Source organism: Hymenobacter sp. UYCo722, assembly GCF_040547115.1.
In the GTDB taxonomy this organism is placed as follows: domain Bacteria; phylum Bacteroidota; class Bacteroidia; order Cytophagales; family Hymenobacteraceae; genus Hymenobacter.
In genome coordinates this window covers 1,315,065-1,337,427 of the sequence record NZ_JBEPPC010000001.1, presented here as the reverse complement: position 1 = coordinate 1,337,427, position 22,363 = coordinate 1,315,065, and the positions used below count along the sequence as shown (strand labels likewise).

Below are 22,363 nucleotides of genomic sequence, written 5' to 3'. Positions count from 1 at the left end.
AGGGTCGTGAAATCGTAGTCCCAAGGCACGCGAATCAGCTCCACGTCGCGCTCCAGGAAGCAGCGGATGATGTTGGTTTTGGTGCCGCAGTCCACGAGCACGATTTTATGCTGGCCGCTGCCGAAGTGCTGCACGCCGGGCTGGCTCACCTGCGCCACCAGGTTGTCGAGGTTGGGGTCGTGAAAGGGCACGTCAGTTTCGGCCACGATTTTGCCCAGCATGGCACCTTTCTCGCGCAGCTTTTTGGTGAGCATGCGGGTATCGACGCCGCAGATGCCGGGGATGTTGTACTCCTTCAGCCAGTCGCCAAGGCTTTTGGCGGCGTTCCAGTGGCTGTGCTCCTCGGAGTAATAATTGACGACCAGCCCGGCAATGTGGATTTTGTCGGATTCAAAAATGGTGGAAATCGACTCGTACAGCTCCTCGCCGGGCACGCCGTAGTTGCCCACCATGGGGGTGGTGAGCACCAGAATCTGGCCGGCGAAGGACGGGTCGGTGAGGTTTTCGGGGTAGCCGGTCATGGCCGTGCTGAACACGACCTCGCCGGCGGCGGAGGTGAACGCGCCGAAGGATTCGCCTTCTATGGTAGTGCCGTCTTCGAGGGTTAGGGTTACTTGGGGCATGGTTGTTCAACGGAAACCTCACCCCCCTAACCCCCTCTCCCGTGGAGAGGGGGGACTAGTTTCTAGTTTTTGATTCTAGAATTTAGTCGGTGGTAATGAGGATGAAAAGAGGGAGCTAGAAACTACTTTTTTAGAGCTAGTTCCTCCTCTCTGCGGGAGAGGGGGCTAGGGGGGGAGGCAACCGTCAGCGTATACAACGCCCCCAAAAACCGGTCAACCTCGGCCTTCGTGATATTCAGCGGTGGCAGCAGCCGGAGCACCGTGGGGTCGGAAGCGTTGCCCACGAAAATGTGGTATTCCGACAGCAGCTTGTCGCGGATTTCTTTGATGGGGAAGTCGTATTTGATGCCCAACATCAGGCCACGGCCGCGAATTTCTTCGGCTCCGGCGTGGGCCAGCAGCTCCGTACGGAGGTAGTGGCCCAACTCGGTGGTGTGAGCTAATAACCCCTCATCCTCGATGACTTCGAGCACGGCCAATGCGGCGGCGCAGGCTAAGTGGTTGCCACCGAACGTGGTGCCCAACAGGCCGTAGGAGGCTTGAAGCGTGGGCGCAATCAGAATGCCGCCGATGGGGAAGCCGTTGCCCATGCCCTTGGCCACGGAAATGACATCGGGCCGGATGCCGGCGTGCTGGTGGGCGAAGAACTTGCCGCTACGGCCGTAGCCGCTCTGCACCTCGTCGGCAATCAACAGGGCGTTGTGCGTGCCGCAGAGCAGCGAAAGGCCTTGCAGGAAGTCATCGGAAGGCATAATGATGCCGCCCACGCCCTGAATCGGCTCGATAATTACGGCGCAGACATCGCCGCCGCGCAGAATTTCGGCCACCGCTTGCAGGTCGTACTCGACAAAGGAAATGGCGTGGTCGGCGTTGAAGGGGGCTACGATTTTGGGGTTGTCGGTGGCAGCCACCGCGCCCGAAGTTCGGCCGTGGAATGCGCCCCGGAAGGCGATAACCCGCTTTTTGCCGGTGTGGAACGAGGCCAGCTTCAGCGCATTCTCGTTGGCCTCGGCCCCGGAGTTGCACAGAAACAGCGAGTAATCCGGGTAGCCCGACACGCGGCCCAGCTTTTCGGCCAACTCACGCTGAATCGGAATCTGCACCGAGTTGGAGTAGAAGCCGATGTTTTGCAGCTGCTCCGTGAGGCGCTGCACGTAGTGCGGGTGGCTGTGGCCGATGGAAATCACGGCGTGGCCACCGTAGAAATCCAGATACTCCTGGCCCTGGTCGTCCCAGAGTTTCGCGCCGAGTGCGCGCACGGGCGTGATGTTGACGAGGGGGTAAACGTTGAAAAGCTCCATTATTTTTTGAGCTGTTTAAGCTGAAATTAAGAACGTCATGCCGAGCGCAGCCGAGGCATCTTGCGTGCTTTACTAAATCAATTGCTGCAACGATTTTGATTGCTCCACAAGCGATATGCCTCGGCTACGCTCGGCATGACGTTCACGAGTGGAATTATAAGAGCCCCGCTTTCAGGTTGAGCCCCGTCATTTCCGGCAGGCCAAACAGCAGGTTCATATTCTGCACCGCCTGGCCCGATGCGCCTTTTACCAGATTATCAATTACCGAGGTGATTAATAATTGCTTGCCCTGTTTCTGCACGTGGAGCAGGCATTTGTTGGTATTCACCACCTGCTTCAAATGAATTTCCTTGTCCGACACCGTGGTAAACGGCGCGTCGGAATAAAACTGCTTATACAGCTCCCGCGCCTCGTCCTGCGTCAAATCCGAGGGCGTGTAAACGCTGGCGAAAATGCCCCGCGAGAAATTGCCACGGTAGGGGATGAAGTGAATCTCAGCTTCCGATTGCGGCTGCAGTTGCGCCAGGCTCTCGCCGATTTCGCCGAGGTGCTGGTGCGTGAAGGGCTTGTAGATGGACACGTTGTTGGTGCGCCATGAGAAATGCACCGTTTCCGCTAGGCTCTGGCCCGCGCCGGTCGAGCCAGTAATGGCCGACACGTGGATATCGTCGGTGAGGCGGCCGGCCTTGGCCAGCGGCAGCAGCGCCAACTGAATGGCCGTGGCGAAGCAGCCGGGATTGGCAATGCTCTGCGCCTGCTGAATGCGGCTTTTGTTCAATTCCGGCAGGCCATAGACGAACTCGCGGCCGGCAAACTCGGCATCCGCATTCAGGCGGAAATCGTTGCTCAAGTCGATGACGTGCGTGGTTGTGGGCAGGGTATTTTTGTGCAGCCAGGCTTTGGAATTGCCGTGGCCAAGGCACAGAAACACCACGTCCTCATCGCCAGCCAGCTCGGAGCTGAACGCCAGGTCGGTTTCGCCCACCAAGTCGTCGTGCACCTGGTGCACCAGGTTGCCCGCGTTCGAGGAGCTGACGATGCCGCCCAACTCCACGAACTCGTGGTGCAGCAGAATGCGAACCAGTTCGCCGGCCGTGTAGCCGGCCCCGCCTACGATGCCGGCCTTAATTTTCATCGTGCAGGCTGGCGCTAATCTTCAGCTGGTTGCCAAAAATCTTGATGAATCCACGCGCATCGCGGGCGTCCCAGGCGTTGTTTTCCTCGCCGTAGGTAGCTACTTTCGACTGCATCATATCATACCTTGATTCGATGCCGAGCAGGTAGAATTGATAGGGTTTGAGCTGCACGAATACTTTGCCCGAAACGTGGTTTTGCGACGATTCCAGGAAAGCCTCCATGTCGCGCATCACCGGGTCGAGGTACTGCGCTTCGTGCAGCAACGTGCCGTACCAATTGGCGATGTAGTCCTTGTGCAGCAGCTGCCAACGGGTACTGGTGTGCTTCTCCAGCAGGTGGTGCGCCTTGATGAGGATGAGCGGCGCGGGCGCCTCAAAGCCCACCCGGCCCTTGATGCCCAGAATGGTGTCGCCCACGTGCGTGTCGCGGCCAATGGCGAAGGCCGAGCCCAGCTCATTTAGCTTCTGAATCAGCGCCACCGGGTCCATCGTTTCGCCATTCAGCGCCACCGGCTCACCGCGTTCGAAGGTGATTTCCACGCGCTCCGAATCCTGGCGCTGCAATTGCGAGGGGTAGGCGCTCTCGGGCAGGGCCTCGTGCGAAGTCAGCGTTTCGACGCCGCCCACGCTGGTGCCCCATATACCTTTGTTGATGGAGTAGCGGGCCTTCTCCCAACTCATTTCGAAGCCCTGTTTTTGCAGGTACTCAATCTCGGCCTGGCGCGACAGTTTCAGGTGGCGGATGGGCGTCAGAATTTCCGTTTTGGGCGAGATGACCGAGAAAGCCACGTCGAAACGCACCTGGTCGTTGCCGGCACCGGTGCTGCCGTGCACGATGTAGTCGGCCTCGTTGGCGCGGGCGTACTCGGCAATGGCCAGCGACTGAAACATGCGCTCGGCACTCACGCTCAGTGGGTACGTGTCGTTCTTTAACACATTGCCGAACAGCAGGTAGCGCAGGCAGTCGCGGTAAAAGCGCGTGGTCACGTCAATCACCTCGTGCTTCACCGAGCCCAACTCGTAGGCGCGCTTCTCGATGGCGGCCAACTCCTCGGTCGTGAAGCCGCCGGAATTGACAATGACGGTGTGCACTTCCAGGTCGAGGTCGCGCGATAAATACACGGCGCAAAACGAGGTGTCGAGGCCGCCGCTGTAGGCGAGGATGGCTTTTTTCTTCATTAGAGTGCAGAGTCAGTTTCGGGGTCAGAAGCGGAGTCGTGGGAAACGAGCAGGGCGGAAGTGAGAGCGGCGAAATCGGGCACCTGTAGCTGCACCAGCTGCTTCTCCGGCGTGTCGTAGAGCATGCCCGTGCAGAGGCACAGCTTGCGCTCATTCTCCATCAGGATGCCGTAGTTTTTGCAACTTTTGCAGCCCTTCCAGAAGTCTTCGCTGGTAGTTAGCTCCGAGAAAGTAACCGGCTCGTAGCCGAGGTCCGTGTTAATTTTCATCACGGCCAGGCTGGTCGTAATGCCGAAAATCTTGGCCTGTGGATACTTGCTGCGCGAGAGTTCGAAAACTGCCTGCTTGATGGCCTTACCCACGCCACCCTTGCGAATCTCAGCGTTCACAATCAGACCGGAATTGACGACAAAGGTCTTGTCATCAAATGTTTCGATGTAACAAAACCCCGCCAGTTTGTCGTCGACGAAAGCGATGATGCCATCGCCGCTGGCCATTTTCTGGGCCACGTAGTCTGGTTCGCGCTTGGCGATGCCAGTGCCCCGCGTTTTGGCCGACTCGACGTACCATTGGCATAATTGTGCAGCGTACTGAGCGTCCGCTGTCGTTGCAACCCGAATTGTCATTGTTACTTAAAACTTAGGGATAGATGCGTGGCTGTCCGGAAAACCCGACGTATTGTATACGGGAAAATCCTGCTAAAACCCAAACCTGTCTGTAAGTTGAGCGGGTACTTGCCCGGCTCATAGAAATTGGCCGAAGGGCCAATATGCGGCTGTTGAAGCCGCTAGGGTCGTCGCACTAGCGCGCAGGTCGTTTGGCACACGCCGGCCACACTCGGCCGAACGGCTGGAGCGAGCATCAAAGACGTGGAAACGGAGCGGGGCATTCTAATAGCTAAGTCGATTCGGCGCTTTAACGAAGCAGCCAACCAAGTGGTTCAATTCTGCCGCAAAGGTAAAAGGCCCTACTTTTGCCCGCAACATTTTACATAGTTATTTTTGGAATAGTCGCCGCCCGCTGAAGGGATTAAACACAGGTGAAGCTGCAATGAAACCCGAACTAAAAATATTTAAAATTGGCGGTGGTATCATCGACAGAGAGGCCGACCTAATGGAGTTCGTGCGCCTGTTTGCCAATATTAGCGGGCCGAAAGTACTCGTGCACGGCGGCGGTAAAGGCGCTAGCGACATGATGAAAAAACTTGGCATTGCTCCACAATTAGTGAATGGTCGCCGAATCACCGATGCTGCTGCGCTCGACATCGTGACGATGTTCTACGCTGGCAAAACCAACAAGCAACTGGTGGCCGCCCTGCAAGGCAGCGGTGTCAATGCATTGGGCCTCAGTGGGGCCGACGGCAATGTGATATTGGCTACGAAACGCCCGGTGCACGAGATTGATTATGGTTTCGTAGGTGATTTAAACGAATCCAGTGTCGACGCCGACTTGATTCACCAGTTTCTGGGCCTTGGCCTAACGCCGGTTTTCTGCGCCATTAACCACAACGGCCACGGCCAGCTCCTGAATACCAATGCCGATACCATTGCCGCTTCCGTAGCCAAAGCATTAAGTAAACAATACGTGGTTTCGCTGCATTTCTGCTTCGAAAAGAGGGGTGTGTTGGAAGATATCAACGACGATAATTCCGTGATTGAAAAAATAACGCTGGCTAATTATGGTGAACTAAAAGAAAGCGGAGTTATTGCCGATGGTATGCTGCCTAAATTGGAAAATGCCTTTGAAGCACTGCAATTCGGGGTGAATAAGGTTATTATTGAACACGCGTTGCACATCAACGAAAAATTGAAAACAACGTTATGGCTGAACTAATAAGCCAACTAGGTAACGATGCCGTTGACTTATTAAGCCGGCTAATCAAAACCCCTTCGTTTTCCCGCGAAGAGGCCGACACGGCGACCCTTATTCAGGCGTTTCTGGCGGCGCACGGCGTGCAGGCGCAACGACAGCAAAACAACGTTTGGGCCGTTTCGCAGCACTTTGATGCCGCCAAACCAACAATTCTGCTCAACTCGCACCACGATACCGTGAAGCCCGGCGCAGGCTGGCAATACGACCCGTTTGGAGCTACGCTGGAAGGCGATAAGTTAATTGGTTTAGGTAGTAATGATGCGGGTGCTTCGGTCGTGAGTATGCTGGCTGCATTCCTGTATCTGCAGCGCAAGGATATTCCGTTTAATCTGATTTGCGCGATTACGGCCGAAGAGGAAATATCGGGGGCAAACGGCATCAGAAGTATATTGCCGGAATTAGGAGAAATTGACCTCGGTATTGTTGGGGAGCCCACGGGAATGAATCTGGCAGTTGCCGAAAAAGGCTTGATTGTGCTGGATTGCACCGCGCACGGCAAAACTGGCCACGCCGCCCGCGATGAAGGAGAAAATGCCCTTTATAAGGCCTTGGTTGATATTCAGTGGCTGCGAGAATTTCAGTTTCCACTAGTGTCGCCGCTGCTGGGACCGGTGAAAACGACGGTGACGCAAATTAATGCCGGTACGCAGCACAACGTGGTGCCGGACCGGTGTCAGTTCGTGATTGACGTGCGCACCAATGAGCTGTACCAGAACCAGGAAATTATCGACTTTTTGCGCGCCAAATTCCAGTCGGAAATTACACCTCGCTCCACGCATCTTAATTCCTCCCGCATTAGTGAAAAACATCCGCTAGTTCAAAAAGGCCTGGCAATGGGTAAGTCGGCTTATGGCTCGCCCACGCTGTCGGACCAGTCGATGATGCCGTTTGAGACGTTGAAAATGGGTCCGGGCGCAAGTGCCCGTTCGCACACACCAGACGAATTTATCCTCGTGAGTGAAATTCAGGCGGGAATTCGGGATTATATTGAGCTACTGACCGGTTTTAATTTTTGAACATTATTTCTTACGCCGATAATCGTTTGCCGTGCCATAGAAGTGTTCTGTCACGCCGCAACAGTCACTTCGTCAGCGACAAGTTGCTTTCTTCGTCAGGATGAGAAAAAATTTGATTGAGCTAATTGCAAGATAGTGAATTATGAAAATTTGGGAAAAAGGATTCTCGGTGAATGATACCATCGAAAAATTTACCGTAGGCCAGGACCGGGTGTTGGACTTGTACCTCGCGCCGTTCGATATGCGGGCCTCGAAAGCGCAGGCTAACATGCTGGCTGCAGTAGGGCTGATTTCAGAAGGAGAGCGGCAACAGTTAATTGCCGGCCTCGATGAGTTATTGGCGCAAGTAGCAGCCGGTACGTTTCAGATTGAGGACGACTTCGAGGATGTACACTCCAAGATTGAGTCTTACCTGACCGAAAAATTTGGGGATGCGGGCAAGAAAATTCATACGGCCCGTTCGCGCAACGACCAGGTTTTGACCGCTATTCAGCTGTTTTTGAAAGATTACATCGAACGGATTTCGAGCAAAATACTGGCGCTGGTCGAAGTGCTGTTGGCCAAGGCTGAGGTGCATAAAAACGACCTCTTGCCCGGCTACACGCACTTCCAGGCGGCTATGCCGAGCAGCTTCGGGCTGTGGTTTTCGGCCTATGCCGAGCACTTGCTGCTGGACCTGGCGCTGTTTGAGGCGGCGCACAAGGTGGCCGACCAGAACCCGCTGGGCTCGGGCGCGGGCTTCGGCAGCAGCTTTCCGATTGACCGCGAGATGACGACCCGCGAAATGGGCTTTGGCAGCGTGGCCGTGAGCGCGGTCGGGGCACAGATGCTACGCGGCAAAACCGAAAAAACCCTGGCCTTCGCCATTGCCGGCGCGGCGGGTACGCTGGGTAAGCTGGCGTATGACCTGGTGCTCTATAACAGCCAGGATTTGGGCTTTGTGAACCTGCCCAAGGAATTCACAACGGGCTCCAGCATCATGCCGCACAAGAAAAACCCCGACGTGTTTGAACTGGTACGCGGCCACGCCAATCGCCTGCAGGCGCTGCCCAACGATATTATTCTGGCTACCAGCAACCTGCCGAGTGGATACCACCGCGATTTCCAGCTGCTGAAAGAGCTGCTGTTCGGCCCGATGATGCAGTTTGCTGACTTGCTGGATATGCTGTTGTTTGCGCTGCCCGAAATCAAGATTAAAGCGGGGGTGATTGAGCAGGCGAAATACGACCCAATATTTTCGGTGGAAAACATCAACCAATTAATTATTGCCGGCGTGCCGTTTCGTGATGCCTACCAGCAAGTGGGCCGCGCCGTGGAAGACGGCAGCTACGTACCGCACCGTGAGTTTCAAACCACGCATTTGGGAAGTATCCACAACCTGGGGCTGACCGAAATTGCGGAAAAAGTGCGGCGGTGGCGGGAAGAGAGTGCGCTATTTCTAAGATTAGAATAAGGAATAAAAGGAACGTCATGCTGAGCTTGCCGAAGCATCGCTACCGCAATACTAAAATTGATTAGTCACCCGGTAGAGATGCTTCGGCAAGCTCAGCATGACGTTCTTTTTACTGCATTCTTCATCAAACGAAATCATCCTACCACTCCACGGCCACCCCAAACGTGGTTTGCAGGCCCGAGTACACGTTGCGCAGTTTGCCAAAGCCGGCGGCCACGTCGGCGGTGGCGGCGAGGTGCTTGGTGAAATTGTAGCTCGCGCCCAGGCTGGCGGCCGAGTAGGCCACGCCCTCGCCCAGGCCAATTTTGTTCAGCTTGCTGGGGTCGGGGGTGCGCACGTTGTCGAGGGTGCGCAGGTTGGCGGTGAGCCAGAGCTTATCGAATAGCTTGTAGCCGAGCTGCGCGCCCAAGGTGTATTGATTGGTGAAGCCACCGGTGCGCAGGTTATAGCCGGCTTCGAGGGTGAAGAAAGCGGGCAATGTACCCAGCGTGTGCGAGAGGGCCGCCCGGGTCCAGATATTCCACTGGCCGTTGCCGGTGGGCAGGAAGACGAAGTTGGCCGGGTCGTTTTGGTAGATGCCGCGCTTATTGGGGTTGCCGAGTGGGGCCTGGGCGGCTACTTGCACGGCCAGCGGCCACTTGCCGGTGAGCACGCCGTAGCGCAGGCCAAATTCGGGGTCGCCCACGCCCTGGCCGGGGCTGGTTTCGGGGAAGGTGGCGCGGCGAAAGAACGGGAAGTTCAGGGTGGCCTCGAGGCGGTTGGTGAGGCCGTACTCGCCGTAGAGGCTGTACACCTGCTGCCGAAACTGCGCCGTACTCACAGTGCCGCCCTGCAGCGGGTGGTATTTGTCGGTATTGGCCAGGGTGAGGCCGACTTTGGCGTAGCCGTGGCCCTGCAGGCGGGTCCAGCCGCCGCCGGCCTGAGCGGGCGTGGCGGCAAGCAGCCCGGTGCCGAGGGCAAGCAGGCTGCTCAGGTGGGCGTAATAGTTGGGCATTGCAGCGGGAGGGCTTATTTCAGGGCTGCCGCCCCAAAGTTGTATTGTGCAGCATCGCAGTGCAGGATGACGTGCGAAAAGCCGGTGGCTGTGCCGGTAATGGGTAGCGACTGCGCCCCCGACTGCGTGATGGTGCCCACGCGCAGCACGTTGGCCGGATTGCTGGCCCGCTGGTTACGAATTAAATCATCGGACTTGGCCAGGTAGATGCCCAGCGAGCCGGTGTGAAAATCGGAGTGAAAGTCGGTGTTGAATTTGATGTGCTCCGTGCCGTCGGGGGCCTTCACAATGTCGAGGGTACCACCGCTCATCACCCCGCCCTGCGCCATTACGGTGCCCATGCGCAGGGTAGTGGTGCCGGCCGGTGCCACGGGGGCCACCGGGGTGGGCGCATCAACGGACTTATTACAGGCGCTCAAGGCCAGGGTCAGGGCCAGGGCAGCCAGTACAGCGGGCATAAGACGGGGCTTTTTCATGGGCGGGCAATGTGTTTTGTAAGGGTCACTTCGTCTGTCCAGACGGGACCAGTGGCAATTGCTTACAGCGTGCGGAAAAAATATTATTCGGCCCCGAATACTTTGCCGGGCCAGCTGCGGGCGCGGCGTACTTTTGGCGGCTGGTTCCGACTGTAAGTTACTGCTAATGTCTTTTTTTTACCACGTTTTCACCCAGGTCCGTGGCTTGCTCGTGCTGCTGGCCCTGCTGCTGCTACCGGCACTGGGCCACGGCCAAAGCCTGCGGGTGGTCGTGCGCGATTCGCTACGGCGCGAGCCCCTGGTTGGGGCCAGTGTGCTAGTCGCCGACAAGACCCAAGGGGCCGCCACCGATGTTGCCGGGGCCGCGATGCTCACGCCCGCGCCAAAGGCCGGAACGCGCCTGCTCATAGTGTCTTTAGGCTACGCGAGCCGCTCGGTAGCGGCACCCGCTTCCGGGCAAGACCTTGTGGTGCTGCTGAAATTGGCACCGGGGGTAGTCATTGAAGAAGAAGTGCTCGTGACGGCCACCCGCACCAATTCGCGCATCGAGGACCTGCCCACCCGCGTGGAGGTACTCGGGGCCGAGGAGATGGAGGAGGAGAGCAGCATTAAGCCGGCCAGCATTGCCAGCCTGTTTGGCGACATTGCGGGCACCCAGATTCAGCCCACTTCGCCCACCACCGGCAACCTCGACCTGCGTCTGCAAGGGCTGCCGGGGCAGTACACCCAGATTCTGCGCGACGGGGTGCCGCTGTACGGGGGCTTCGCAGGCTCGTTTGGGCTACTCACGGTGCCGCCGCTCGATTTGCGGCAGGTGGAGCTTATTAAGGGCTCGAACTCGACGCTGTATGGCGGCGGAGCCATTGCCGGCCTGGTAAACCTGGTGAGCAAAACGCCGACCCTGGGCACGCCACAGTACGCAGCCAGCTTCAACCAGACCAGCCTGCGCGAGACGGATTTGAACGGTTTCGCGGCCCGGCGCGGGGCACGCTGGGGCTATTCGCTATATGCCGGCTTGGTGAAGCAGAAAGAAAAGGACGTGGACGGCGACGGCTTCGTGGACGTGCCCCGGGTGAGCAACGCGAATCTGCACCCGCGCCTGTTTTTTTACCCCAACGGCCACAGCCAGGTGGCGCTGGGCTACACCGGCACGCTCGAAAGCCGCCGGGCCGGCGATGCGCAGGTCCTCAAAACCGGCTTCGACCCGGTGCGCGGCCACGTTTTTTTTATTGATAACACCAGCCTGCGCAACACCGCCGACCTGCTCTACACCAACGATGAGCTGGCCGGCGGCCGCCTCACCGTTAAGGGCACCATCACGGATTTTGTGCGCGACGTGAACACCAATTCCAACGCTTTTACGGCCTACCAAACCACCTATTACACCGAAGCCAGCTACCTGCACGCCGCCGGCCCACGCCATACCATAGTGGTTGGGCTGAATGTGAACGGCGAGCATCTGGCTTCCTTCCATAATAGCGCGACGCCGCTGCGCAGCCCCTACACCTACCACACGCTGGGCGCGTTCGGGCAGGACGACTGGCGCGTGCTGCCGCGCCTACGCCTGCAAGCCGGCCTGCGCCTCGACCGCCACAACCAGTACGGAACCTTCGTGCTGCCCCGGCTGGCGCTGCTTTATAAGGCCAGCGACGCCGTGACCGCCCGCCTCAACGGCGGGTTGGGCTACCGCGCCCCGGTGCCCTACATCAATAGCCTCGACGAGCGCAACTACCCGCTGGTGCGGGGCCTGGCGGGCGTGCAGGCCGAAACGTCCTTTGGGTTGAATGGTGACGTGAACTACCAGCGCACCTTCGACGGGTTCGACGAACCTCTGGTGCTGAGCGTGAACCAGTCGTTCTTCTATACCAGCCTCAGCAATCCATTGGTATTGAACGGGCTGGGGTTTGCCGGACCATTCCAGGCCAACTACCTGACCTGGCAAAACGCGGCTGCCCCGCTCTCGACCCGGGGCCTGGAAACCTACGTGCGCCTGCGGGCCGACGAAACCGAGCTTTACCTGGGCTACGTTTTCACCGATGCCCGCCGGCAGTACGACGCGGCCAACCCGCACCTGCCGCTGGCTGCCCGCCACAAGTTTGCAGCCGTGGGGCTGGTCGAGTTCACCGAGGCGTTCAGCGCCGGGCTCGAGGCCTCCTACATCGGCCAACAATACTTATCCGATGGCCACGTCACGCCGGGCTATCCGCTATTCGCGGCGCTGCTGCGCTACCACGCAGGCCAGTTCACCTTCGCGCTGAATGGCGAAAACCTGCTCGACTACCGCCAGACGCGCCGTGAGAAGGTCGTGCTCGCGCCTTTCGACAACCCCAGCTTCCGCGACTTGTGGGCTCCGGTCGAAGGCCGCGTAGTGAACCTGTCGCTGACGTGGCGTTGGACGGCGCATGGTTAGCTGTTTGCTCAACTAAACCGAGTACCCCAAAGCAGCGCTTCGGGGTACTCGGTTTAGTTGAGCAAACAGCTTTTCAACAACTCCCTACTGGGCAATGCGCTGGCTGAACGAGCCGCCCGCCGATACCAGCCGCACAATGTACATTCCCGTCGGCAGCGTGCGCATATCGAGCGTCCAGCGGCCGGTCTGGCTGCCATCGGGCAGGGCGGCCACCGGCTGGCTGCGGCCCAGGGCATCAAATACCCGGATGCTGGCTGGGCCGCTGGCCAGCACGGCGGCGGGCAGGGAGGTGCTCACTACCCACTGTTGGGCCTCGCGGCTGGGGTACACGGCCAGGCCCTCGGCGTTGGTGCTGCCCAAGCGAACGAGCTGTACCGGCGAAAAGGCCGTTGCGCCATCGGTATCGACCTGGCGCAGCCGGTAGTAGCTCGTGCCGAAAAGGGGCTGCTCGTCGGTCTGGTCGTAGCTGGTGCGGGCCGATGTGGTGCCGGCGGCGGCCACCGTGCGCAGGGCGCTGAAAGTGGTGCCATCGGCCGAGCGCTCAATCACGAAATACTGGCTGTTCCTCTCCGAAGCCGTGACCCAGTGCAGCGCCACGCCCTGCCGCGCCGTGAGGCTGGCCGTGAAAATGACCAGCTCGACGGGGAGCGGCTTGCACAGCGGCACGAGGCTATCGCAAGCTCGCTGGTCGGCATTGTTGCCAGCTACAGGACCCGGGCAGCCAGTGAATGAGGTAAGCTGGGCGCAGATATTAATATTTAGCGTGGATGCACAGTTTTCGGCCAGCCGCCTAAGCGCCCCATTGCCACCGAAAACGCAGCCAACAATACGCGCGGTGCCGGTGCCGCACAACACGTTATTGGCCGCACCGCTACTTATATCCACACTACCATTGATGTAGGCGACGCTATTATCGGTGACAACAGCATTGGAGAGAACCAGATTGCAGTTGGTTGTAAGTGTAGTAGGAATAGGTGATGTGGTGGGATTGTCTACTGTTCCCGCTTTCAGCGCCTCATTAATAACTACAGTGCCCTTGTTGACCACAAGCTGGTCCACGTGCAGAACGCCTCCGGATTCAATGGTCAGCCGGGTTTCGGCGAGGTTGGCGGTACCATCGCCCACAGTCAGAGTGATGTTGCCAATGAGCGAGCCTTTGCTGCCGATGGTGATAGAGCCATATCGACCTACAACGTATGGGTCATTTATCGTCACATTAGCATTGGGCATGATAACAATGATGGCGTCGCTGCCGGATACCGGCCAGCCATCATTACAAGTTCCTTTGCCAATGTTCGTAACCGTCCAAGTGCTCGGACTCGAAAAATTGAGGGTCGTTGCACTTGCATTGGCCGTAAAGACGCATTGAGCGCGAACAATATTGGGTTCGAAACTCCCGAAGAAGGAACACAAAAGCAGCAAATAGAAGAAGTGTTTCATAATGGAAGTCGAATAAGTGAATTAAAAACTCTTAATTGTCTAATACAAATTAAACCACAATAATTCATAAGTTAAATTAAAAATTAGAAAATTCATATTACTTTTAAATGCTTTTAGCTTGATGTATTTATCAATACATCAAGCTAGTTGAAATTAACCTTTATATAATGTTTATGTAATATTTAGCAGCAAAACAGATTTCTTAAAAAAATTCTGTTGAAAAGCGTTTCAGTGCCAGCTCATCCCCACACCAGCACCAGGGTGCCGGCCAGAATCAGCCCGGCTCCCAGGGCTCCTTTTAGGCTGAGGGTTTCGCCCAGAAACGCCACGGCCAGCAGCAGCGATAGCGCTACGCTCAGCTTATCGACCGGGGCTACTTTGCTCACCGGCCCCAGCTTCAGGGCGCGGAAATAGCACAGCCAGGAAGCACCTGTGGCCAGGCCCGAAAGCACCAGAAACAGCCACGTACGTCCTGTGAGGGCTGGCAGGCCCGCCGTAGCCCCGCGCGCCAAGGCAATGCCCCAGGCCAACAGCAAAATGACTACCGTCCGAATGGCGGTGGCCAGGTCGGAATCGACTCCCTTGATGCCGATTTTGGCAAAAATGGCGGTGAAGGCCGCAAACAGGGCCGAAAGCAGCGCGTAAGGAATCCAGGCAGCCATAAGATTGAGGGACAGGTATCAGGGAAGAAAAGCTGGGTGGCCGGCCCAACCAGGCCGGCTGGCCTGCGTAGGCTGGCAGTGATACGCAGGCCGGCTCTAAATCGTCGGCTGAACAGCTCCGGGCCCCCTTGCACAGGAGCTTTCGCCCATTTTACTGTTACCTTTTCAGCCATGTCCGATTCTGCCCCCGCCTTCCGCCGGCCCGACCTGCTTCGCCTCGACTATGATACCTACCGTGCCCTGCCCGCGGTGGCCAATTCCGACCTCTCTCGCCTGCGCGATGCCCTGGAGGGCCGCTCCCCGCGCCCCCAAAGCAGCGCCAACGACGGCGCGCTGAACTTCGGTACCGCTTTCCATACCGCCCTGCTCGAGCCCGAGCAGTACGTGGCCGGCCAGCCCGGCCTGAACGACACGCTGGTTTGGTGGCTGGTGGAAGGCGTCCGGCTGGATGCCCGCCTGGCCGCGCTGCTGGCCCAGGGCACGCCCGAGGTCAGCGTGCTCTTCACCGAGCCCCAGACCGAAACGCTGTGCAAGCTGCGCGCCGACCTCGTAGTCGCGCAGCCCGACCAGCCCTTCACCATCATCGACTTCAAAACCACCAGTGCCCGCGATGCCGACCACTTCCTGTGGCAGTGCTCGGCCTACGACTACGACCGGCAGGCAGCTTTTTACACCGATGCACTGCGCGCCGAGCGGTTTCTGCTGGTGGGGGTGCAGAAGATTGAGCCGTTTGGCGTGTTTACCATCGAGGTGAGCGAGCAGCTGCTGGCCGAGGGCCGCCAGAAGTATCAGCGCCTGCTGCGCTTGCTGAAAGCACCCGCCACGGCCCCCGCCTACCGCGCCGAGGCCGTGCAGGCCGCTGTCGATGCCTTGGGCCTGAACCCGGAATCGGACCAGCTGGCGTAGCGCCTACGGAATTGGGGTGGGGAGGCAGAGCCGGCCGGTGGTGTCGGCGGGTTATCAGATAATCAGTGAGCAGTCCAATTTTCCGCATTGCCTTTATTATGCGATGAAAAAGTCCTGCTATTGGCCGGGAAAGAGGATTTATGAATGATTAACTGAACTTACTAATTAGTAAGTAAGTAGTATCTTTGTCGGGTTATGATGAAAGCCCCTGCCGCTTCTACACTCGCGCCCGATACCCGTACGCGCATCCTTGACCTAGCCGAGGGCCTTTTGCTGGAGCGGGGGTTCAATGCCTTCAGCTACCAGCACCTGGCCCGGGAGTTGGGGGTAAAGCCGGCGGCCATTCACTACCACTTTCCCAGCAAGGACGATTTGGGCACGGCCCTGGTGGCCCGGCAGCTGCGGCGGCTGCGCAAGTGGCGTGGGCTGCCCCGCGTTACCAACCTCGAGCCAGTACAGCAGCTCGATGCCCTGCTGGCCGTGTACGACAACCACCTAGGCCACGACCGCCGCGTGTGCCTGTTTGGGGCGCTGGCGGCCGACTTCCGGACGCTGCCCGTGCCCATGCAGGCGGAGCTACGCACCTTCAACCGCGAGCTCACCGAGTGGCTGGCCGAGGTATTGGCCGTGGGCCGGGCCACGGGCGCGCTCCGCTTTGTAGGTAGCCCGGCGGCAAAGGCGGCGCAGGTGCTCACCACGCTGGCCGGGGCGCTGCAAGTAGCCCGCGTGCACGATGAAACCCCGTTCCGGGTAATCGTGGGCCAGCTGCGGCTGGAACTGCTGCCGTAGCGGCAGCCACTTTTTGTCGCTGTCTTCCCGCCAGCACTTCTTGTCCAGCATCGGTACCCGCACAAGCTTCCGCCCATACTAACCCAACCGGCCCCATGACCAATACCTATTCGCCTGCCTACCGTTTGAGTGATGATGAAACGCCCGCCGCATTGCCGCCCGTAGCCACGCGCTACCCCGCGCCGGCCGGCTTGCGGTGGTTGCGCTGGCAGCTGGGCGCGCTGTGGGCGGTGGCCCCGGCGCTGGGCTTCCGGCAGGCGTGGCGGGTGTTCACCACGCCGCGCCGCCTGCCCACCAAAGCCTGGGAAGCGCCCGCGCTGGCCGATGCGCGCCGCCGCATCGTGGCCGCCGAAACCGGACCCATTGCCGTGTACGAGTGGGGCCCGGCCGCCGCGCCCGCCGTGCTGCTGGTGCACGGCTGGGAGCACCGGGCCAGCTTTTGGCGGGCCTGGGTGGGGCCGCTGCGGGCGGCTGGCTACCGCGTGGTAGCCCTCGATGGGCCCGCGCACGGCGCTTCGGCAGGCCGGCGGGTTACCCTGACGGAGTTCGGCTGCGCGGTGCAGGCGGTTGTGGATACGGTGGGGGAGGTGCGCGCCATTGTGGCGCACTCGTTTGGGGCGGCATCGGTAGCGGGGTTGCCCGTGCGTTTGCCCGGGGGGGTGGCCTTGCCGCGCCTTGTGCTCATCAGCGCGCCGGAGGGGCCGCGGGTGGTGGCCGAGCGGTTTGCCGACTTTCTGCATCTGCCCGCTGCTTTAGTGCAGCGCTTTGCCGGGCACATTGAGCGCAGCACGGGCCGGCCCGCCGACTCGTTTGCCGTGGCCGCTGCGGGCCCTGGTACCGGGGCCGAGCAGGTGCTGGTGCTGCACGACGAGGGCGATGAAATTATCCCCTTTGCCGAAGGCCGGCAGATTGTGGCCGCCTGGCCCGGCGCGCGCCTGCACGCTACGCGCGGCCTGGGCCACAACCGCCTTCTGCGCGATGCCGGGGTGATTGCCGAAGCCACCGACTTTATTGCGGATTAAATACCAGCGGGGAATAGCCGAACGAGGCTGGAATTCGTTATAAAAGAAAACTCATCACTAACCCTCTTTCTCATGGTAAAAGTTGCCCTGCTAGTTCGCCTCGAAGTGAAGCCTGGCCACGAACAAACCGTTGCTGATTTCCTGGCCGGTGCCCTCCCAATCGTAGAAGCTGAGCCTGCTACTACTACCTGGTACGCCCTGCGCCTGGGCCCGTCGACCTTCGGTATTTTCGACACTTTCCCCGACGAAGCCGGCCGCAAAGCCCACCTCGCTGGGCAAGTAGCCGCCGCCTTGGGTACCCACGCCGATTTGTGGGCCAGCCCGCCTCATATCGAAATGGTGGACATTCTGGCTTCGAAAGGCGCGTAAGAGCCTATTCGAACAGGTAAATAATCAACGCTATGCTGAGCGCAGTCGAAGCATCTCTACCGCGCAACTAATCAATTTTAGTAATGCGGCAGTGATGCTTCGTTGCATTCAAGTAGTCACGCAAAGGCAATTGGAGCAAATAAGGCGGTCATGCTTCATCTTGCGTCCGCGTAGTCGAAGCAGATTTACCGCAATAGTAATTATTTACTTACGAGGTAGAGATGCTTCGACTGCGCGGACGCAAGATGAAGCATGACGTGCCAATTAAATAGTTATGCAAAAGTAATAGTAGCATGGAAGGCGGTCATGCTGAGCGCAGTCGAAGCATCTCTCCCGCTTCGTTGAACGGCCCTTGCGAAGCGGGAGAGATGCTTCGACTGCGCTCAGCATGACGTGCTACTTCAATACGCTTACTTCTCCACGACTAGACTACTTAATACGCTCACCTACACGTGACTATTTAGCGTAGTTAAGCATAACGTTTTTTGCGGTACTCGCGTCCGCCTAGATACTCTCCATGCCCTCGGCGGCGAGCTGACGGAGCAGGTCGCGCAGGCCATCGGGCCCGGCCATGGTGCGCCCGATGTGCTGCACATACTCCGCCTCGGCCCGCAGGTCGCGCTTGAGCTGGCGTAGCTCCAGCTCCTGCTTCTTGCCCGCGCCGGTGATGAAGCCATTGGGGCCGTATTTCAGCTCGTTCATTTCCTGCTTCAGCTGGGTTTGCTGCTGAAGCAGGGCGCGGGTGTAGCGGGCCAGCACATCGTCGGTTTCGGCATCGGCGGGGCCGGTTTCGGCCAGCAGCTGAAGCAGCGTGTAGAGGTCGTCGGCTTCGTAGGCTTCGACGATGCGCTGCATCTGGGCGGTTTTGTCGGCTTGCTTGGCCGGGTCACGTTCCAGGTCGGGGTGATGCACCCGGGCCAGCTGGCGGTAGATGGTTTTGGCGTTGGATTCGAGCTGTTTCTGGTCGGCCTGCTCGGCGGCTTCCTGCTGGCGTTGCGCCTTGGTTTTGCGGCGGGCGCGGGCGGCGGCGGCTGCCTGCTCGTGGGGTAGCAGGGTAGGGTCGGGGATGAATTCCGGGGCACTATCCTTGGGAATTTTACGCTCAGTCATATTACTGGCTGGGGCCGTGCGGGGCCCGGACGGGGCGTATTTGCGGATAATGGCGGCCTCGTCCTCCCCGAACCGGTCTTCCAGCGTGCGGGCGTTGCCCAGAATCAGGTGCGTAATCTGCTGCTCCTCCAGGCGGCTGAAGTAGCTCAGCAGCAGTGCTTCTTCCAGGGGCGCATACAGCGCGTGGCGAGCTTCCACTACGGCCGTGGCGGCCGGCCCCACCTGCTGCCAATAACGCCGGCGGGCCTCGGCCTGCTCGGTGCGCAGGTCGCGCAGCCGCTCACGCAGGTTTTCTACATCGAGAATGGCCTGCCGAAATGCCAGTTGAGCGGGTGTACCCGTCGGCTGCTCGTCGGTGCGAACCGGGACAGTAATGCGGTTGAGATGCGTGGAATCGGGGTTTTTCATCGTAGCAAAGGTACGGCTAGGGTACGTCCCGCATCCTACGGCCACAGCTCAAACGCCACCCGGAAGGTATTGCAGTGTGCGTCCACGATATCGGCTAGCTTTTCCGAATAGCCACCGCCCATGCTCACGGCCACCGGCAGGTGGCGGGCGCGGCACAGGCCCAGCACCAGCTCGTCGCGCCGCTGGCAGCCGGCGGGCGTGAGGGCCAGCTTGCCCAGCTTATCGGTCGCCAGCACGTCCACGCCGGCCTGGTAGAAAATGAAATCCGGCCGTACCCGCGCTATCAGCGGCTCCAACGTGGCCAATAGCTGCGCCAGATAGTCGGCATCGCCGGTGCCCAGCGCCAGCGCAATATCCAGGTCAGACTGCTCCTTGCGCAGCGGGTAATTGGCCCCGGCGTGCATCGAAAACGTGAATACGCGCGGCTCGTCGCGGAAAATGGCGGCCGTGCCGTCACCCTGATGCACGTCCAGGTCCACGATTAAAATTTGCTTTGCCAGCCCGTGGGCCAGTAGGTGCGCGGCGGCAATGGCCTGGTCGTTGAGCACGCAAAAGCCTTCGCCCCGGTCGGCAAAGGCGTGGTGGGTGCCGCCGGCCAGGTTCAGGCCGATGCCGTCGCGCAACGCGTGCAGGGCCGATTGCAGCGTGCCTGCGCTGCTGCTCAGCGAGCGGCGCACCAGCTGCGGGCTCTGCGGTAGGCCCAGGTTGCGCACCTCGCGGGGTGTTAGCTGCAAGTCGCGCACACGGTGCCAATAGTCGGCGGAGTGCACCCGCAGCACGTCTTGCTCGGCGCACAGGCCGGGCTCGTAAAAATCAGTCGGCTCGGCAATGCCCTGCCACAGCAGCTGCTCCCGAATGAGGGCGTATTTGGCAATGGGGAAGCGGTGGCCGGCGGGTAGGTCGAGGGTGTAGTGGTCGGAAGTGGCGAGACGGGGCATACAAGAAAGGCGCAGGCAGTAGCTGCTGCAAATAGCAACCGTAGCCCGAAGCTTACGCAATAACGGCCCGATAGCGCTTGCGTTATTCGCAATGGGGAGGGCGGCTGGTTACGTAGCAAAATAAAATAGCAGTTAAAAAGCCGGTGGTTTTTGCAGAATTAAACTTTGCAGAAATAATTGTTAATTATTTTTAAAATTTATTTGCGCATTTAAAATTAATTCCCAACCTTTGTCACACTAAAAGCAAACAACCATGTACCGCCACACATTTCTCACCAGTAATTCGGATAAGATGCAGCCAGCACGGCTGTTTCCGCTCGGTATGTTTGTCTGATTTCAGCTTCGTCTGAAAACCGCCACGCCCGAGCCCACCACGCTCGGGTTTTTTGTTGTTTAACGGTTTATCAACCGCTTAGCTCATTCCCCCATGCACCCTATCCGCCCCGAATACCTGCCCAAAGAGTGCCAGCTCCGCCCCGATGGCGGCTCGCTGAATCGGCGCGGTCGTGCTTTTCTTCCTGGTTGGATGCGTCGATAATATCGGCGTACATCCCGCGAAAAAGAAAAGCCCGGCCCGCAAAAGCCGGGCTTTTTCGTGTCATTAACTACCAAATAAAAACACGTTTTTATTTGAATAGAAGAGGTACGTTTAATTCAATTTGAATTAATTCCGAATGCTAATTCCGGTAATTAAGGCCGCATAATTCACTGAATAATTCCAGCTATCCAACCTTTTTAACTTCCTTTTTCAATCGTGCGATTCTCCATTCATCCCCTCGCTCTTCGGCCCCTCGATGCGGGCCGGCCGCTTAAGCCAGCGGCGCATTGGTCGCGCTTCGTGCGAGACTACAAACGGCTGAATCCGGGCGGCCCGGTGCGGTCGCCCACCTCTCCTCATTTGAAAAATTAGCCAGGTGCTGTCTGCGGGCAGGCCCCCGCTTTATGGCAAACCGTAACAAACCCCTTTCGGCGGAAGCTTACCGCTGGAAAGAGGCTGGTGTCGCGCTCTCGCGGCACATCGACTGGCGCAATTGGCCCCAGTCTAAGCAAGTAGAATACCTGTTTTCCTTCGCTTCGCCCCATGCGCTTTACGAGGCATTGGGCGTCGATTCGGCCCTGGCGCAGCTGTACGCGGCTTGCGTGGTGGGGCAAACTTCTGCGGAACAGGGCAACATTCGGGCGGCGCTGCGGGCGGTGGCAGCCAAACGCACCGGCCTGCTGCATCGGCCCGAGCTAGCCCCGAACGTGGCCGCGCTGGCGGCACGATATGCCCGGCGAGTGCGCGAAGTAGCCGACTGGAAGCCCAGAAGCAGCAACGTATTCCGGCAGCTGGCCAGCCTGGTTCGGCACTTATTCGACCGCTACGGCAACGCGCCGGACTGGCTGATTGAGTCCTGGACGCGCCCGACGCTGGCGGAAGACGGCGTGAACCTGGCCGATTTGACCTTGCACCTTGGGCAGGGACATTCGCTGCGCAGCTTTCCCCGGCTGCCCGTGCCCATCAGCAAACGGCTCGAGCACGGCCTGCGGGAAGCACCCGCCGGCTGCACCTTCCGCGAAGCCCTGCGCTACGCCCAGCTCGCCGCCCGCGACGCGCTGGCTTGGTGGGGCGTGGTGATGGAGTCGCGCCTGGGCCGGGCCGCGTTGGTCGATGATGCCTTCTGGCTGAGCGTGGTGGACTTTTTCGTCGCTTCGCCCATGGTCGACCCGCGCCATTTTGGTCCCGTCTGCGACTGGATTCATCAGAAGCGCAGCGTGGGCATTGGGGCGGAGCCGGCCCAGTTGGGCTTCACCCTCAAGGGGCGCAGCATGGCTTCCGTGCTGGCCCAAACTGAGCAGTGGCATAAGGGCCAGGCGCGGGCGCGTCGCCAATCGGACGGCACCCGCCTGGCCGGTAGCAGCAGTTGGGCGGGCTTGCCGGTGGCCGATTTTGAGGCCGGACCGGTACGCATCGAGCAGCTCACCACCTCCGCGCAATTGCAGGACGAGGGCAATGCGCAGCGCAACTGCGTGGCCACCTACCTGCAATCGTGTCGCCTGGGCCGCTGCGGCATTTTTTCGCTGACCGTGGACGGTACCCGCGGCCTGACCATCGAAGTGGCTGCCAATCGCACCGTGGTGCAGGTGCGCGGCAAATTCAACCGCTGGATGACCACGCAGGAACACGCCTGGCTAATTCAGTGGCTCAGCCAGGCCCGCCTGGTGCTGTCGAAACACGTCGGCATCGAGTGGGAATAGACCGACGCCGAAACCTCACCC

General features: G+C 59.3%; 20 protein-coding genes. 9 read left to right on the top strand and 11 right to left on the bottom strand.

Annotated features, from left to right (window positions below; translation table 11 throughout):
• The 5 genes from ABIB44_RS05840 to ABIB44_RS05820 all read right to left on the bottom strand — a co-directional run.
• Positions 1-623: carbamoyl-phosphate synthase domain-containing protein (locus ABIB44_RS05840; protein WP_354583677.1), on the bottom strand; the 623-nt coding region annotated here is incomplete at its 3' end.
• 122 nt (positions 624-745) lie between these two features.
• Positions 746-1,924: an aspartate aminotransferase family protein gene (locus ABIB44_RS05835; RefSeq protein WP_354583676.1), complete on the bottom strand. Its 1,179-nt coding sequence runs from the start codon at positions 1,922-1,924 to the stop codon at positions 746-748.
• A 154-nt stretch (positions 1,925-2,078) separates the two neighbouring features.
• Complete coding sequence (gene argC, locus ABIB44_RS05830; RefSeq protein ID WP_354583675.1) at positions 2,079-3,059, bottom strand: N-acetyl-gamma-glutamyl-phosphate reductase; 981 nt, start codon at positions 3,057-3,059, stop codon at positions 2,079-2,081.
• Positions 3,049-4,239, bottom strand: coding sequence for an argininosuccinate synthase (argG, locus tag ABIB44_RS05825; protein WP_354583674.1), 1,191 nt, complete (start codon positions 4,237-4,239; stop codon positions 3,049-3,051). The genes argC and argG overlap by 11 nt, the downstream gene beginning before the upstream one ends.
• Complete coding sequence (locus ABIB44_RS05820) at positions 4,239-4,865, bottom strand: GNAT family N-acetyltransferase (protein WP_354583673.1); 627 nt, start codon at positions 4,863-4,865, stop codon at positions 4,239-4,241. Before ABIB44_RS05820 ends, argG begins: the two co-directional genes overlap by 1 nt.
• A 424-nt stretch (positions 4,866-5,289) precedes the next feature.
• On the opposite strand from ABIB44_RS05820, the gene argB reads away from it, so the two are divergent.
• From argB to argH, 3 genes are all read left to right on the top strand, one after another.
• Positions 5,290-6,072: an acetylglutamate kinase gene (gene argB, locus ABIB44_RS05815; protein WP_354583672.1), complete on the top strand. Its 783-nt coding sequence runs from the start codon at positions 5,290-5,292 to the stop codon at positions 6,070-6,072.
• Positions 6,060-7,127 (top strand): M20 family metallo-hydrolase, encoded by a 1,068-nt coding sequence (locus ABIB44_RS05810; RefSeq protein ID WP_354583671.1) that lies wholly within the window; start codon positions 6,060-6,062, stop codon positions 7,125-7,127. Before argB ends, ABIB44_RS05810 begins: the two co-directional genes overlap by 13 nt.
• A 142-nt stretch (positions 7,128-7,269) precedes the next feature.
• A complete protein-coding gene (argH, locus tag ABIB44_RS05805) occupies positions 7,270-8,580 on the top strand; it encodes an argininosuccinate lyase (protein WP_354583670.1) in 1,311 nt (436 codons plus the stop codon).
• A 139-nt stretch (positions 8,581-8,719) separates the two neighbouring features.
• Here the strand turns inward: argH and ABIB44_RS05800 are convergent, their stop codons facing one another.
• Both ABIB44_RS05800 and ABIB44_RS05795 read right to left on the bottom strand, forming a co-directional pair.
• Entirely contained in the window at positions 8,720-9,574 is an 855-nt protein-coding gene (locus ABIB44_RS05800) for a hypothetical protein (RefSeq protein WP_354583669.1), read from the bottom strand.
• Between the two features lie 14 nt (positions 9,575-9,588).
• Positions 9,589-10,032 (bottom strand): hypothetical protein, encoded by a 444-nt coding sequence (locus tag ABIB44_RS05795; protein WP_354583668.1) that lies wholly within the window; start codon positions 10,030-10,032, stop codon positions 9,589-9,591.
• Between the two features lie 184 nt (positions 10,033-10,216).
• Between ABIB44_RS05795 and ABIB44_RS05790 the strand changes: the two genes are divergently transcribed.
• A complete protein-coding gene (locus ABIB44_RS05790; RefSeq protein WP_354583667.1) occupies positions 10,217-12,460 on the top strand; it encodes a TonB-dependent receptor in 2,244 nt (747 codons plus the stop codon).
• Between the two features lie 84 nt (positions 12,461-12,544).
• Here the strand turns inward: ABIB44_RS05790 and ABIB44_RS05785 are convergent, their stop codons facing one another.
• Complete coding sequence (locus tag ABIB44_RS05785; protein WP_354583666.1) at positions 12,545-13,690, bottom strand: T9SS type A sorting domain-containing protein; 1,146 nt, start codon at positions 13,688-13,690, stop codon at positions 12,545-12,547.
• 449 nt (positions 13,691-14,139) lie between these two features.
• On the bottom strand, positions 14,140-14,562 hold the full coding sequence (locus tag ABIB44_RS05780; RefSeq protein WP_354583665.1) for an EamA family transporter: 423 nt from the start codon (positions 14,560-14,562) through the stop codon (positions 14,140-14,142).
• A 171-nt stretch (positions 14,563-14,733) separates the two neighbouring features.
• Between ABIB44_RS05780 and ABIB44_RS05775 the strand changes: the two genes are divergently transcribed.
• The 4 genes from ABIB44_RS05775 (at position 14,734) to ABIB44_RS05760 (ending at position 17,648) form a co-directional block, all read left to right on the top strand.
• Positions 14,734-15,468: a PD-(D/E)XK nuclease-like domain-containing protein gene (locus tag ABIB44_RS05775; RefSeq protein ID WP_354583664.1), complete on the top strand. Its 735-nt coding sequence runs from the start codon at positions 14,734-14,736 to the stop codon at positions 15,466-15,468.
• Between the two features lie 195 nt (positions 15,469-15,663).
• On the top strand, positions 15,664-16,257 hold the full coding sequence (locus ABIB44_RS05770) for a TetR/AcrR family transcriptional regulator (protein WP_354583663.1): 594 nt from the start codon (positions 15,664-15,666) through the stop codon (positions 16,255-16,257).
• A gap of 95 nt (positions 16,258-16,352) precedes the next feature.
• Complete coding sequence (locus ABIB44_RS05765) at positions 16,353-17,279, top strand: alpha/beta fold hydrolase (RefSeq protein ID WP_354583662.1); 927 nt, start codon at positions 16,353-16,355, stop codon at positions 17,277-17,279.
• Positions 17,280-17,351: 72 nt separating this feature from the next.
• Entirely contained in the window at positions 17,352-17,648 is a 297-nt protein-coding gene (locus ABIB44_RS05760; protein WP_070730927.1) for a putative quinol monooxygenase, read from the top strand.
• A 504-nt stretch (positions 17,649-18,152) separates the two neighbouring features.
• Here ABIB44_RS05760 and ABIB44_RS05755 read toward each other — a convergent pair.
• Both ABIB44_RS05755 and ABIB44_RS05750 read right to left on the bottom strand, forming a co-directional pair.
• Entirely contained in the window at positions 18,153-19,166 is a 1,014-nt protein-coding gene (locus ABIB44_RS05755) for a J domain-containing protein (RefSeq protein ID WP_354583661.1), read from the bottom strand.
• Positions 19,167-19,201: 35 nt separating this feature from the next.
• Complete coding sequence (locus tag ABIB44_RS05750; RefSeq protein WP_354583660.1) at positions 19,202-20,104, bottom strand: histone deacetylase family protein; 903 nt, start codon at positions 20,102-20,104, stop codon at positions 19,202-19,204.
• 942 nt (positions 20,105-21,046) lie between these two features.
• Here ABIB44_RS05750 and ABIB44_RS05745 point away from each other — a divergent pair.
• Complete coding sequence (locus ABIB44_RS05745) at positions 21,047-22,342, top strand: PcfJ domain-containing protein (RefSeq protein ID WP_354583659.1); 1,296 nt, start codon at positions 21,047-21,049, stop codon at positions 22,340-22,342.
• Positions 22,343-22,363 lie beyond the last annotated feature (21 nt).